Source organism: Cupriavidus oxalaticus, assembly GCF_038900635.1.
GTDB lineage: Bacteria > Pseudomonadota > Gammaproteobacteria > Burkholderiales > Burkholderiaceae > Cupriavidus > Cupriavidus oxalaticus_B.
Window position 1 is genome coordinate 51,723 of the sequence record NZ_JAYMRX010000028.1, and the last position, 12,320, is coordinate 64,042.

Below are 12,320 nucleotides of genomic sequence, written 5' to 3' on the forward strand. Positions count from 1 at the left end.
ATCAGTAAATGGTTGCGGCGTACGATGATTTCGTGGCCCGCGCCATTGCGGCGCTGGCCGGGTACTGGCACCGTTCGCGCTGCCTGCGACCCGATCAGGCTTTCGACAGGTCGCCATCCGTCAGGCGCCAGAGGCCTAGCGGGTTGTCATGCTGCAATGCTTCGGGCAACAGCTCGTCGGGAAAGCCCTGGTAGCAGACCGGTCGGAGGAAACGCTCGATCGCGCTCATGCCGACCGACGTAAAGCGGCTATCCGAAGTGGCCGGGAACGGGCCGCCGTGGATCGATGCGTAGGACACTTCCTGCGGATGCGCAAACGCGTTGATGACGATGCGGCCGGTGCGGCGTTCAAGGATCGGCAGCAGGCGGGCCGCAAGCACATGATCTGCGCGCTCGATATGCATCGTCGCCGAGAGCTGACCGCGGAAGCGCCTTGCGATCGCGACCAGCTGCTCGTCATCCTTCACGCGTACCAGCAGCGCGGCCGGACCGAATACTTCTTCGAGTAGCGCCGGCTCTTCAAGCAGGCGTGCGCCATCGACCTCGAACAGGAATGACTGGCCGTCCCATTCGCCTGCGGGTGTGGCTCCCGCGGCGATTTCTTCTGCGCCCGCGGCGAGCTGGCGCTCCACGTTCCTCAGGTACGCGTGGTTGATGCCCGGTGTGAGCATCGTGCGCGCCTGCATGGCGCTGACGCGGGCGATCATTGCCTGTTTGAGCTGGCTGTAGCCGAGACCGTCAATGGCCAGCAGAATCGCGGGCTTCAGGCAGGCCTGACCCACGTTCACCAGCATGCGTTCGGCAAAACCGTCGCCAATCTCGCCGCCGCGCTCAAACAGCGCGATGGGCAGCACAAAGGTAGGATTGACGCTCGTCATCTCGGTGAAGACCGGGATCGGGTCTGGGCGCTGCTGGGCACGGCGGTATAGCGCCATACCGCCCGTCTCGGAGCCCGTGAACGTCACGCCCTTGATAAGCGGATGGTCCACCAGCGCCTCGCCGATCGCAACGCCGTCGCCACGCAGCAGTGAAAACACGCCTTCATGCAGGCCAGCGTCCTTCACGGCCTGCTGGATGATGCGGCCCATGATTTCCGACGCGCCGGGATGGGCGTTGTGTGCCTTCAGGATGACTGGGCAGCCCGCCGCAAGCGCCGATGCGGTATCACCGCCAGCGACCGAGTATGAGATAGGAAAATTGCTCGCGCCGAAGATCGCGATCGGACCCAGCCCGATCTTCTGCATCCGGTGATCCATGCGCGGGCGCGGTTGGCGCCCAGGTTGCGCGGGATCGATCGTTGCCTGCCGAAAGCGCCCCTGGCGCACGACCGCGGCGAACTGCCTGAACTGGATGGCCGCCTTGGCGGCTTCCGCTTCGAGCTGCGCGGCCGGCAGACCGGTCTCCAGCGCTGCGCGTTGGGCGAGTGCCGGTGCATTGGCATCGAGCCCTTCGGCAATGCGCTCCAGGAAGCCTGCCCGTACCGCAAGGCTCGTGTTGTTGTAGCTGTCGAACGCTTCGTCAGCCAATTGCGCCGCGCGGTCGACCTCGTCGAGAGCACCGAATGCGAAATCTGGTGCGAGCTTGAGATTGGTCGCGGGATTGAGCGCCTGCATGGTGCCCGCCGTGGCGCCCACGTCCCGCGCGCCGATCAGGAGATTGCCAGTGAGGTTCATGCTGCGCCCTCCTGCGATACCACGGCCAGGGCGGCAACCAGTTCGGCCGTCGTCAGGATTTCGTGGGCAAACGTCGGTCCGTTCAGGTGATGCGCGGCGTGCATCATTTCCTTGGAGAAGGCTGCCGTGGCATCGCGCACGAGCGTGACGTGATAGCCAAGCTCCATGGCGAAGCGGGCCGTCGACTCGATGCAGGTATTCGCCAGCAGGCCGACGGCGATCACGTGCGTGATGCCGTGCTGCTTCAACTGGAAATCGAGGTTGGTGTTGGCAAAGCCGCTTTGGCCCCAGTGTTCCTGGATGATGATGTCGCCGTCCTGCGGTACGAAGTCCGGATGCCATTCACCGCCCCACGTGCCCTTTGCGAAGGTGTGACGCTTCTGCACGAGGCGTTGCGTCGGATTCGGGTGATCCCAATCGTCGTAATCACCGGGTTGCCACTGACGATGCGGTACGTAGAACACCTGGATGTTGGCTTTGCGTACTGCCGCTACCGAAGCGCGCAGGTTGTCGAGCAGTCGGACCTCGTTGGCGACGTCCTTGACCATCGGGAACAGCTTGCCGCCATCAGAGAGGAAATCGTTGTACGGGTCCACCAGCAACAGGCCGGTTCGCTCCGCGCGATACACAGGGTTAGTCATTTCGGTTCTCCATTCAGAAGATAGTGCGATCGAAATCGTGTTTCGCAGTGGCGCCGGACTGCTTGGGTCGCTTGATGCGTGACGTCTCACGTATCGGTACGACGAAGTATAGGTATGAAAATCATAGTGTCAAGAAAAACAGAGACTTAGAGCCGATCCACGGGCGAGCGGCGAATGAGCCGCAGTTGCGGGCAGCTCGAATCTGAATAGGGGGATGTGAGATCGCACCCGTGCTACTATGAAATTAATAGCAACTACGGAGACCAGACGTGGTACGTGTGACGGAGAAGGCAAATACAGTGTGTCCGGTGGCACGTTCGCTGGATATCGTCGGCGATCGCTGGACTGTCCTGGTGCTCCGGGAGCTGTACATGGGTGAAACGCGTTTCGACGAGATACAGATCCAGACGAACGCGACGCCTCAAATGCTCGCTACCCGTTTGAAGGCGCTCGAGGCGGATGGCATGGTTGAGCGTCAACCGTACAACGAGAAGCCACTGCGTTACGAGTATCGGCTGACCAAGAAAGGATGGGCTTTCTATCCCGTCGTCTACGCGTTGCGGGCGTGGGGAGAAACATGGTGCAAAGACGACGGGGAAGAAGTCGCCATGCACTTTGTGCATCGTGAGTGCGGCCACGATGTGGGTCTCGCCAGTGTGTGTCCTCAGTGCGGGATCGAGGTGCGGCGGGAAGACCTGGATGCATCGCTTGGCAGCCAATTTGCGACGGAGCGCGCAGAACGACGCGCTGCCTCCAAGGAGAAATAGGCGTCCGATGTCTCGCCTCAGGCGGTCGGGGGGGACCCTGCGGCGAGTCCCCCTGCAGGCCGTTTGCTGTCTCGCTTGAATGGCCGCGCCAGGTGCGCGCGGGGCGCTCGTGTAGAATCCCCCGCCCTTCCCAGCGCCCCCCCGCCCATGCCACAAATCGCCGTCAGCCAGCTGCGCAAGACCTATCGCATCCACGAGCGCGACCCCGGCATCGCCGGTGCGCTGCGTGCGCTGGTGCGGCCGCGCCATCGCACCGTCGAGGCGCTTTCCGGCGTCTCGTTCGAACTGGAGCGCGGCGAACTGCTGGGCTTTATCGGCCCGAACGGCGCGGGCAAGTCCACCACCATCAAGATCCTCGCCGGCATCCTGCGGCCCGACGGCGGGCGCGTGGAAATCGACGGACGGGTGCCGTTCGCCGACCGCGAGCGGCACGTGGCACGCATCGGCGTGGTGTTCGGGCAGCGCACGCAACTGTGGTGGGACCTCCCGGTCGGCGACGGCTTTGCGCTGCTGCGCGATATCTATCGGGTCGATCCGGTGCGCTTTGCCCGCACGCGCGACGAACTGGTGGCGCTGCTGCACCTGGAGCGCCTGCTCGACCAGCCGGTGCGGCAGCTGTCGCTGGGCCAGCGCATGCGCGCTGAGATCGCCGCGGCGTTGCTGCATGAGCCTGACATCCTGTTCCTGGACGAGCCGACCATCGGCCTCGATGCCCCCTCCAAGCTTGCGGTGCGCGACTTCGTGCGCCGCGCCAACCGCGAGCGCGGCACCACCGTGCTGCTGACCACGCATGACATGCATGACATCGAGGCGCTGGCGCGGCGCGTGATCGTGATCGGCCACGGCCGCATGCTGGCGGACTGCGGCGTCGAGGCGCTGCGCGCGCAGGTCGTGGCCGCGCGCCGGCTGGACGAAGGGCTGCCGGAAGACGCCGAGGACGAAGGCATGACCATCGAGGCCGTGATCGCGCGCTTCTATGCGATGCACGGCGCGGCCGAGGCCTGACCCGTGATGGCGCCGCGCGAGCTCGCGCGCCCCTATCTCGCCGCGTTCCGGTCGCGCTTCCTGCAGCTGCTGCAGTACCGCGTGGCGGCCTATGCGGGATTCGTCACGCAGTGCTGGTGGGGCGGGATCAAGGTGATGATCCTGGTGGCCTTCTACAGCGGCGCGGCGGCCGCGGATGCGCCGATGTCGCTCGCGCAGGCCATCACCTATACCTGGCTGGCGCAGGGCCTGCTGGTGCTGCTGCCGTGGATGGGCGATCCCGAGGTGGCGCTGGCGGTGCGCACCGGCGCGGTGGCCTACGACCGGCTGCGGCCAGTGGATGCCTACGCATTGTGGTTCGCGCGCTCGTCCGGCTGGATCGCTGCCCGCGTGCTGCCGCGCGTGGCGCTGATGCTGGCCTTTGCGGCCGTTGCCTTGCCGCTGGCCGGGCTGGCCGAATGGGCCTGGCAGCCGCCTGCCGGCCTGGCGGCTGGCGCCGGCTTCATCGCCTCGGCGCTGCTCGCGCTGCTGCTGTCGACCTCGCTGGTGATGCTGCTCAATATCGCGGCGGCGGCGGCGCTCAACGAGCGCGGCATCAATACGCTGGCGGCACCGGTGGTCATCGTGTTTTCCGGCAACCTGCTGCCGCTGGCGCTGCTGCCCGATGCCTGGCAGACCGCGCTGCTGGTGCAGCCGCTGGCGGGCGTGATGGATATTCCGGCGCGCATCTATTTCGGCCAGCTGGATGGTGCGGCGATGCTGGCCGGGCTGGGCCTGCAAGGCGCGTGGACGGTGCTGCTGGTCGCGTTCGGCCATGCGGCGATGGGCCGCACGATGCGCCGGCTCGACGTGCAGGGCGGGTGAAGCGCATGAGCTCGCTCTCGTTGTTCGTCCGCCTGGTGATGGCCTCGCTCAGTGGCCAGGCACGCTATCCGGCCTCGGCACTGTTGCTGACCGTGGGGCAGTTCCTCGTCACCGCGGTCGAGGTGGTCGCGGTCTGGGCGCTGTTCCACCGCTTCGGCGACGTACAGGGCTGGAGCCTGGGCGAGGTGGCGCTGTTCTACGGGCTGGTGAACTGCATGTTTGCCATCGCCGATGCCCTGGGACGCGGTTTCGATGTGCTGGGCACGACGTTGCTGCGCACCGGCGAATTCGACCGCCTGCTGCTGCGGCCCCGTCCGCTGGCGCTGCAACTGATGGGGCACGACGTGCGCATCAGCCGGCTGGGACGCCTGCTGCAGGGGCTGATGGTTCTGGCATACGCCACGGCCCAGGCCGGCATCGACTGGACCCCGGCAGCCGTCGCGATCGCGCTGCTTGCGGTCGCGGGCGGCGTGGCGCTGTTCCTCGGCATCCTGGTGCTGCAGGGCACGCTGTCCTTCTGGACCGTCGAGAGCCTCGAGATCGCCAACGTGCTGACCTACGGCGGCGTCCAGGCGACCCAGTATCCGCTGGCACTGTATGCGCGCTGGTTCCGCTACGTGCTGACCTTTGCCGTGCCGCTGGCCTGTGTCGCCTACTACCCCGCGCTGGCGATCCTGGGCAAGCCCGACCCGCTCGGCGCGCCCGCGTGGACCGGTCTGGTATCGCCGCTGGCGGGTTTCGTCTTCCTGTCGATGGCGATGGGCGCATGGCGCGTCGGGCTGCGCCGCTATGCCTCCACCGGCAGCTGAAGCCCCCTTCGTTTGCAATACCCGCAAGAATCCGAATAGCGGCATCAGCATTCTTTCCCCCTCTGTCACCACGGTGACAACCCCTGTTTTTACTCTGCGAGCGCATTGCGGGGAGCGCAATCCGCCACGCGGCACCGGCCGCCGGCGCAGAACAACGCAGACTCACAGGGGAATGACAAATGGCAGGAAAGCATGCAGCGCGCGGCGCACACGGCAACGGGCGCGTGCGCGCCGGGGCGGCGCTGTCCGCGCTGGCGGCGGCAATGGCCGCGACACTCTCGGCGTGCGGCGGCGATGACACCGCGGCCAGCGGGCCCGCGCCGGCCGACACCGTGACCACGGCGCCGGCGCCCGCGGGCCAGGGCGGCCCGCGCGTGCTGCTGGTAGGCATCGACGGCGCCACCTATGCGCAGGTACAGGGCGCGATCCTGCGGCGCGAGCTGCCCAACCTGGCGCAGCTGAACGTGGTGCCGGCCGCTACCGGCGGCGTGCCTGGCACCGTCACCGCGCAATCGACGCTGGACGCGCCCAGCTGGGCCACGGTGTTGACCGGCACCTGGGTCAACCGCCACGGCGTCGATGACGACACCGGCAGCACGCCGCTGCAGGCGCCCACCCTCTTCCGCCATCTGCGCGACGCCGGCAAGCCCGGCCTGCAGCAAGGCGCCGTGACCAGCTCGACGGTATTGCCGGTCCTGCTCAAGGCCGAACAGGAATCCGGCGCGCTCGATACGCTGGTGGACTGTGCGGGCGTGGACAGCTGCGTCACGCAGAACGCGCTGCGCCAGCTGCAATCCGGTTATGGCGTGGTGTTTGCGCAGTTCAGCGCTCCGGCTGCCACAGCGGAAATCGGCGGGTTCGGCGGCGGCGCCTATGCGCGCGCCCTCGTCGACACCGACAAGGCGCTGGGTGAACTGGTGGCCGCCGTCGCCGCGCGCCGCCAGGCGCAGCCGGGCGAAGACTGGCTGGTGCTGGTCACCACCAGTCACGGCCTCGATGCCACCGGCGCCGCCACCACGGCGCCGTCCGTGGAAAACCGCACCGCATTCTTCGCCACCAACAAGATGCTGAACGCCGCGCTGGCCCGGCCCGGTGCCGCCGCACCGATCACCGCGGCAGAGCTGTCGGCGCTGCCGTCCGAGGCCGATCTCGTGCCGACGATGCTCGCGCACGCCGGCGTGGCCGCCGACCCCGCCGCCAGCCGGCTCGATGGCGCACCGCTGCAGGCGGCCGCTGCCGGCGTGCGGGCGATCGGCGCAAGTGTGGGCCGCTACAGCGACGCCATCACGCTGAGCTGGCAGAACCCCACCGAATCCTTCGGCACCACGCGCGTGCTGCGCGACGGCGTGGTCGTGGCTTCGCTGGCGCCGGGGGCGCGCGAGTTTACCGACAGCGCCTTCGACATGCCCACCGGCCTGTACCGCTTCAACTACACGCTGGTACGCAACGACGTGCCGGTGTCGTACCTGGCGCAAATCCACTACGTCAAACCCGTTACGCTGGCGCCCACGCTGCGCGATGGCCTGGCCACGTACTTCAGCATGGACAGCAAGCCGTTCGCCGACAGCAAGGGCGGCGCAACGCTCGGTCCGTGGGTTGCCGGCACCGATGGCGGCTCGCTTGCGGACGACAACTTCACCGGCAAGTCGCTGCGGGTCGATTCCAATGTCGATGCCTACAAGCTGGTGCACAACGGCGCCGACATCGCGCTGAGCCCGCAATTCACCATCGGCTTCTGGTTCCGCACCGACTGCACCCAGGGCAACGGCACCGGTGCGCCGGTGCTGGCCAACAAGAACTACTTCTCGGGCAGCAACCCGGGCATTGCCATCGGCCTGTTCGGCAGCTGCGAACTCCGCTTCAACCTCGGCAGCGGCGGCAAGCGCGACGATATCAACGGCATGAAGGTATCGGCCAACCAGTGGGCCTACCTGGCGCTGTCGGTCGATGCCGTGGCCAGGCGCTTCAGTGCCTACGTCATCGACCCGGTGCTGGGCCTGCAGAAGACCGAGAACAAGGCCATCGCCAATACCGATGTCACAAGGCTCGCCGGGCTCGGCACCGGCTGGGGCGTCAACGACGACGCCACGCACAACTACGTGGGCAACAACCCCGGCGCGCTCAAGGGCGTGATGGGCTTCAACGACCTGGCGATGTGGACGCGGGTGCTGACGCTCGACGAGCTGAAAACCATCACCGGCGCGCGCCAGCCGCTGTCCACGCTGAACCCCTGATCCGCCGACAACTCTCCGGGGCGCCCCGGCGCCCCGTCCCTGCAGGAGCACGACACCATGACTCTCCGATCTTCCACGCTGGCCGCCCTGCTGCTGTGCCTGGCGCTTGCCGCCTGCGGCGGCGATTCCGGCGACAGCCCGGCCCCGGCCACGCCGGGTGGCACGCCCGGCGGCACCCCGGGCAGTGGCGGCAACGAACCCGGCCAGCCGCCAGCAGTCACGCCGCAACTACGCTGCGCGCCCTGAGCTGACGCAGGCAGCCGCCCGCCTCACCTCCCGCCTCGCCGCCCATCCTGAACCCATCCGGCCCAGAACTCAATGAATTCGCATAGCAGACGCAATTTCCTCAAGCTCGCCGGCGGCAGCGCCGCCGCGACCGCCGCGCTGGCCGCGTTCCCGCCGGCAATCCGCCGCGCGCTGGCAATCCCCGCCAACAATGCCACCGGCACCATCCGCGACGTCGAGCACGTGGTCATCCTGATGCAGGAGAACCGCTCGTTCGACAACTACTTCGGCACGCTGCGCGGCGTGCGCGGCTTCGGCGACCGCTTCCCGATCCCGCTGGCAGGCGGCCTCAACGTCTGGCAGCAGACCTATACCAACGGCAGCACCACGCGCACCGTGCTGCCCTACCACCTCGACAGCAGCGCGGGCAATGCGCAGCGCGTCAGCGGCACGCCGCACTCCTATCCCGATGCGCAGGCTGCATGGGACCTGGGCCGCATGAACAAGTGGCCCACCTACAAGCAGACCCAGTCGATGGGCTACTACACCGAGGCCGAGCTGGACTTCCAGATGGCGCTGGCCAATGCCTTTACGCTGTGCGATGCCTACCACTGCGGCTTCCACGGCGGCACCAACCCGAACCGGCTGTTCCACTGGACCGGCACCAACGATCCGGCCGGCACGCATGGCGGCCCGGTGATCGACAACAGCGGCGACTCCTTCACCGGCTCGAACACGCCCTACACCTGGACCACCTACCCCGAGCGGCTGAACGCGGCCGGCGTCAGCTGGAAGGTCTACCAGAACATGCCGGACAACTTCACCGACAACCCGCTCGCGGGATTCAAGCAATATCGCGACGCCAACGCCGCGCGCGGCAACCAGGCCAACGGCAGCCCCTACCCACCGTACACCAGTGCCGACGATGCCATCAGCCCGCTGCTCAAGGGCGTGGCCAACACCATGCCGGACGGCGGCTTCTTGCAGGCACTGCGCGACGACGTTGCCGCCGGCACGCTGCCGCAGGTGTCGTGGATCGTGGCCCCGGCCACCTATTCGGAGCACCCCGGGCCGTCCAGCCCGGTGCAGGGCGCGTGGTACACGCAGGAGGTGCTCAACGCGCTTACCGCCAATCCCGCGGTCTGGAGCAAGACCGTACTGCTGATCAATTTCGACGAGAACGACGGCTACTTCGACCACGTGCCGCCGCCGTGCGCCCCCGCCTACGACGGCGACGCGCTGGCCGGCGCGACCACGCTGGCCACCGGCGAACTGGCGGCCGAGTACCACGTCGACAAACGCCCGTACGGCCCCGGCCCGCGCGTGCCGATGTATGTGGTGTCGCCCTGGAGCCGCGGCGGCTGGGTCAACTCGCAGGTGTTCGACCATACTTCGGTGCTGCGCTTCCTGGAGGCCCGCTTTGGCGTCGTGGAGAGCAACATCAGCAGCTTCCGCCGCGCGGTGGCGGGGGACCTGGTCTCGGCCTTCAACTTCGTCAACCCCAACGCCAACCCGCTGCCCTCGCTGCCCAGCCGCAACAAGGCCAGCGCCGATGCCATCCGCACCGCGCAGGGCGTGCTGCCGCAGGTGCCGCTGCCCCCGGCAGGCACCCAGCCGATGCCTCCGCAGGAGCGCGGCACGCGTCCGTCGCGGGCATTGCCGTACGAGTTGCATGTCAGCGCCCGCGAGGACGCCCGCGAACGCGTGGTACGGCTGCTGTTCGCCAACACCGGCAAGGCCGCCGCGGTCTACCACGTCTATGACCGCCTGCACCTGGACCGCGTGCCGCGCCGCTATATGGTCGAGCCAGGCAAGGAACTGCACGGCAGCTGGGATGTCTTCGCCAGCGACGCCGGCAAGTACGACCTGTGGGTGCTCGGCCCGAACGGCTTTCATCGCGCCTTCATCGGCGACGTTGCCGCGGCCGGCGCCGCGGGCGCCAGCGCGCCCGAGATCCGCGTCTGCTATGACATCGCCAATGCCGCGGTCTACCTGGATCTGATCAACACCGGCAGCGCCACCTGCACCTTCACCGTGCGGCCCAATGCCTACCGCAATGACGGTCCGTGGAGTTTCGAGGTGCCGGGCGGCAAGCAATTGCAGCAGCACTGGCCGGTAGGACTGCAGGGCAACTGGTACGACTTCACCGTGACCGCGTCGCAAGGCGGCTTCACGCGGCGCTTTGCCGGGCGTATCGAGACCGGCAAGGACAGCGTATCGGATCCGGCCATGGGCGCGGCCGGCTGACGCTCGCCCCGGGGCGGTCCGCAGCGGGCATTCCGCGCGCGCCGCCCCTTCCTTGACAAGACAACATTCCGGCAAGACCGCGTTGCACGCGGCCTTGCAGCCGCTATCGCGGCGTTTTTTGTATGCCTGCGCACAAAACATGCAGGACATACACCCGTTTGCGCTTTGATCGTTGCGACCGCATGACGAACAATTGAGCCGAGGGGGGATGTTTCATGCAAGAAATCACCACAGAAATCAACGTGATGCATACGGAATCTGACCTGGCTCGCAAACCGGCGACGGATAGCAGCCGGAGCAGAAGCCACGTGCCAGGCGCAGCCGCGCTGCCGGTCATCGCCTTCGCGCTCAGTTCACACCGTCCCGATGCCTGGGAGCACGAGCTGGTGAATCGGCTGCGGGCCTCCGGCATCTGCGAAACCCGTGTCTGGGAGCTTGAACCGTCGGATGGCAGTTGCGCGGGCCAGATGCGACCCAGGCGCGCTGACGCAGCAGCCAGACTGCGCGACGTCACCGCGATCGTCGATCTGACTGGCTGCCTCGGCGCAGACTACCGGCAAGATGCCGTCCATGGTGTATGGCGAATCTGCGACCAGCGCGGCGTGGCGCTGGGCGACGCGCACCACGGACTCGAAACGATCGCGACGGGAGTCGGCATTCATCTGAACCTGGTTGCGAGCACTGCATCGGGAACGACCCTGATCGACAAGGCGGGCGCATTTGCCTGTCCGGGCGAGCGCGTACCGCTGCAGCGATTGTGCAGTTATGCGGCGACGCTGTTGCTGTCGGCAATACGCGAGATCGCGGTGCTCGGCGCCCTGGAGCAGCGTCCCGCATGGAAGCCGGACGGCAAGCGTGCGGGCCTGGTGCGGCGGATGATGTGGAAACTGCGGGAGCTGGGCCACCGCTTGTTGCGCCTGCTCAGGGGCTGCCTGCTGGTCGACTACTGGATGGTGGGCATCGTCGACCTGCGGCTGACCGAAGCCATGCGCTCGCAACACTTGCCGGTACGATGGATCGGCAAGCGCAATGGAACCCGGTATTGGGCCGATCCGTTCGGCGTGCCCGGCAGCAAGGATGAAATCTATTGCGAGGAATTCGATCTCAAGCGGAACGTTGGCCGCATTGTCAGGTTAAAGCTTGGCGGTTCGGTCGAGCCGGATCCGCCGGAGCATGTCGATCTCGGGCTGGCGGGCCACTTGTCGTACCCCTATCTGTTTCCTCACGAGGGCGCCTTGTATTGCGTCGCGGAATCGGCGCAAAGCCGTCGCTGCGTGCTGCACCGTCGCGACGAAAGCGGGCGCTGGTCACAGGTCGCCGTGCTCCTGAACGATACCGAGGTCGCCGATCCCACGATCTTCAGGCACCAGGGATACTTCTGGCTGGCGTACACCGACGTATCGCTGGGTGCGTTCGACAATCTTTGCCTGTGCTATGCATCCGACCTGCTCGGGCCATGGCATCCCCATCCACAGAATCCGGTAAAGATCGATCACCAGTCATCGCGCTCCGCGGGCGCTGTCGTCAGCGACGGCGATCAGCTGCTGCGCGTGGCGCAGGTATGCAAGAGCGGATATGGGCAGGCAGTCGCAGTCAATCGAATACTGCATTGCACGCCTGAGCTCTATCGAGAGGAGGTGATCCGCATTGTCAGCCCGGAAAGAGACCAGCTGAATCCACGCGGTATCCACACGATGTCCGCGTGGGGCGAGCGTACGCTGGTGGACGGCAAGCACTCCGTTATCAGCTACTGGGTCCTGCAACGGCGGCTCACGTCTCGCATTGCCAGCGTGGCGCAGCGCCTGCTTTGCGTTGGCGTCTACCAGCATTGGAACGACCCCTGGCTGCGATTCATGCTGGAAGCGTAGCGGTACGTG

The 12,320-nt window shown here is 66.9% G+C and carries 10 protein-coding genes; 8 read left to right on the plus strand and 2 right to left on the minus strand.

The genetic code is table 11. The features are described 5' to 3' along the window. Window positions 1-94: 94 nt before the first annotated feature. Together VSR71_RS30130 and VSR71_RS30135 are read right to left on the minus strand one after the other, a co-directional pair. Window positions 95-1,672, minus strand: a complete 1,578-nt coding sequence (locus VSR71_RS30130) for an aldehyde dehydrogenase (NADP(+)) (protein WP_342917226.1) — start codon at window positions 1,670-1,672, stop codon at window positions 95-97. Beyond that, window positions 1,669-2,313, minus strand: a complete 645-nt coding sequence (locus VSR71_RS30135; protein WP_342917227.1) for an isochorismatase family cysteine hydrolase — start codon at window positions 2,311-2,313, stop codon at window positions 1,669-1,671. Before VSR71_RS30135 ends, VSR71_RS30130 begins: the two co-directional genes overlap by 4 nt. Window positions 2,314-2,582: 269 nt before the next feature. On the opposite strand from VSR71_RS30135, the gene VSR71_RS30140 reads away from it, so the two are divergent. From VSR71_RS30140 to VSR71_RS30175, 8 genes are all read left to right on the plus strand, one after another. Further along, entirely contained in the window at window positions 2,583-3,080 is a 498-nt protein-coding gene (locus tag VSR71_RS30140; protein ID WP_342917228.1) for a winged helix-turn-helix transcriptional regulator, read from the plus strand. A gap of 147 nt (window positions 3,081-3,227) precedes the next feature. Continuing rightward, the gene (locus VSR71_RS30145) at window positions 3,228-4,085 is read left to right on the plus strand and encodes an ABC transporter ATP-binding protein (RefSeq protein ID WP_342917229.1); all 858 of its coding nucleotides are present in this window, start codon (window positions 3,228-3,230) and stop codon (window positions 4,083-4,085) included. Window positions 4,086-4,091: 6 nt separating this feature from the next. Continuing rightward, complete coding sequence (locus VSR71_RS30150) at window positions 4,092-4,928, plus strand: ABC transporter permease (protein ID WP_342917230.1); 837 nt, start codon at window positions 4,092-4,094, stop codon at window positions 4,926-4,928. Between the two features lie 5 nt (window positions 4,929-4,933). After that, window positions 4,934-5,737, plus strand: a complete 804-nt coding sequence (locus tag VSR71_RS30155) for an ABC transporter permease (protein ID WP_342917231.1) — start codon at window positions 4,934-4,936, stop codon at window positions 5,735-5,737. A 179-nt stretch (window positions 5,738-5,916) separates the two neighbouring features. Next, window positions 5,917-7,971: a LamG-like jellyroll fold domain-containing protein gene (locus VSR71_RS30160; protein ID WP_428979476.1), complete on the plus strand. Its 2,055-nt coding sequence runs from the start codon at window positions 5,917-5,919 to the stop codon at window positions 7,969-7,971. Between the two features lie 57 nt (window positions 7,972-8,028). Then, on the plus strand, window positions 8,029-8,217 hold the full coding sequence (locus VSR71_RS30165; protein WP_342917232.1) for a hypothetical protein: 189 nt from the start codon (window positions 8,029-8,031) through the stop codon (window positions 8,215-8,217). Between the two features lie 72 nt (window positions 8,218-8,289). After that, window positions 8,290-10,443 (plus strand): phosphocholine-specific phospholipase C, encoded by a 2,154-nt coding sequence (locus VSR71_RS30170; protein ID WP_342917233.1) that lies wholly within the window; start codon window positions 8,290-8,292, stop codon window positions 10,441-10,443. A 215-nt stretch (window positions 10,444-10,658) separates the two neighbouring features. Next, a complete protein-coding gene (locus VSR71_RS30175; RefSeq protein WP_342917234.1) occupies window positions 10,659-12,311 on the plus strand; it encodes a glucosamine inositolphosphorylceramide transferase family protein in 1,653 nt (550 codons plus the stop codon). Window positions 12,312-12,320: the final 9 nt, after the last annotated feature.

Bases quoted from the DNA above. Each gene is read 5' to 3' on its own strand.
- VSR71_RS30130 (WP_342917226.1), bottom strand. From the start codon at position 1,672: ATGAACCTCACTGGCAATCTCCTGATCGGCGCGCGGGACGTGGGCGCC.
- VSR71_RS30135 (WP_342917227.1), bottom strand. From the start codon at position 2,313: ATGACTAACCCTGTGTATCGCGCGGAGCGAACCGGCCTGTTGCTGGTG.
- VSR71_RS30145 (WP_342917229.1), top strand. From the start codon at position 3,228: ATGCCACAAATCGCCGTCAGCCAGCTGCGCAAGACCTATCGCATCCAC.
- VSR71_RS30150 (WP_342917230.1), top strand. From the start codon at position 4,092: ATGGCGCCGCGCGAGCTCGCGCGCCCCTATCTCGCCGCGTTCCGGTCG.
- VSR71_RS30155 (WP_342917231.1), top strand. From the start codon at position 4,934: ATGAGCTCGCTCTCGTTGTTCGTCCGCCTGGTGATGGCCTCGCTCAGT.
- VSR71_RS30160 (WP_428979476.1), top strand. From the start codon at position 5,917: ATGGCAGGAAAGCATGCAGCGCGCGGCGCACACGGCAACGGGCGCGTG.
- VSR71_RS30165 (WP_342917232.1), top strand. From the start codon at position 8,029: ATGACTCTCCGATCTTCCACGCTGGCCGCCCTGCTGCTGTGCCTGGCG.
- VSR71_RS30170 (WP_342917233.1), top strand. From the start codon at position 8,290: ATGAATTCGCATAGCAGACGCAATTTCCTCAAGCTCGCCGGCGGCAGC.
- VSR71_RS30175 (WP_342917234.1), top strand. From the start codon at position 10,659: ATGCAAGAAATCACCACAGAAATCAACGTGATGCATACGGAATCTGAC.